The organism is Pseudarthrobacter sp. NamE5 (assembly GCF_005796225.1).
Classification (GTDB): Bacteria; Actinomycetota; Actinomycetes; order Actinomycetales; family Micrococcaceae; genus Arthrobacter.
Genome location: NZ_VAHO01000040.1, coordinates 1 through 646 on the forward strand (window position 1 = coordinate 1; position 646 = coordinate 646).

The following is a 646-nucleotide window of genomic DNA, read 5'->3' on the forward strand; positions in this document are numbered from 1 at the left end:
GCGGGCCTGCTGATACGACTGCTCCGACGGTGACGGGTACGTCTCCGACCGCTGGTGCGACTGGTGTGGCGGTGTCGGGGGATGTGACGGGGACGTTCTCGGAGGCGATGGATGCGACGACGATCACGCCGAGTACCTTCACTTTGGCCGGGGGGACGACGACGGTGTCGGCAGCTGTGACGTACAACGGCACGGATAAGGTGGCGACGTTGAACCCGGGCGCTGATTTGGTGGCGGGTACGACGTATACGGCGACGATTAAGGGCGGCGCCGGTGGGGTGAAGGATGCTGCCGGTAACCCGTTGGCGGCGGACAAGTCCTGGACCTTCACGACCGCCCCGGCTGCAGGCGGCAGCACATCCGAGACCGTGACGCTCACGGCCGTGGCTGACAGCTTTGTCTCGAGTGGGGCTGCCACAACGAATTATGGCGCGAGCACCGTTCTGGGCGTGGACAGCAGCCCGACGGAGGTCACGTACCTGAAGTTCGACCTGTCGGCGTATGCGGGCAGGACGATCGAGAGCGCGACGTTGCAGCTGCGCAGCGCCGGCAGCGGATCGGTGGGTACCCAGAACGTCAAACTGGTCGCTGATGACAGTTGGACCGAGGCTGGCCTCACCTACAACAACCGCCCCGCTCTGGGCAC

General features: G+C 65.5%; 1 protein-coding gene. It reads left to right on the forward strand.

The genetic code is table 11. The features are described 5' to 3' along the window. Nucleotides 1–71 precede the first annotated feature (71 nt). Nucleotides 72–646, forward strand: a 575-nt coding sequence (locus FDW84_RS18990; protein ID WP_240721594.1) for a CBM96 family carbohydrate-binding protein, incomplete at its 3' end; no start/stop codon positions are given.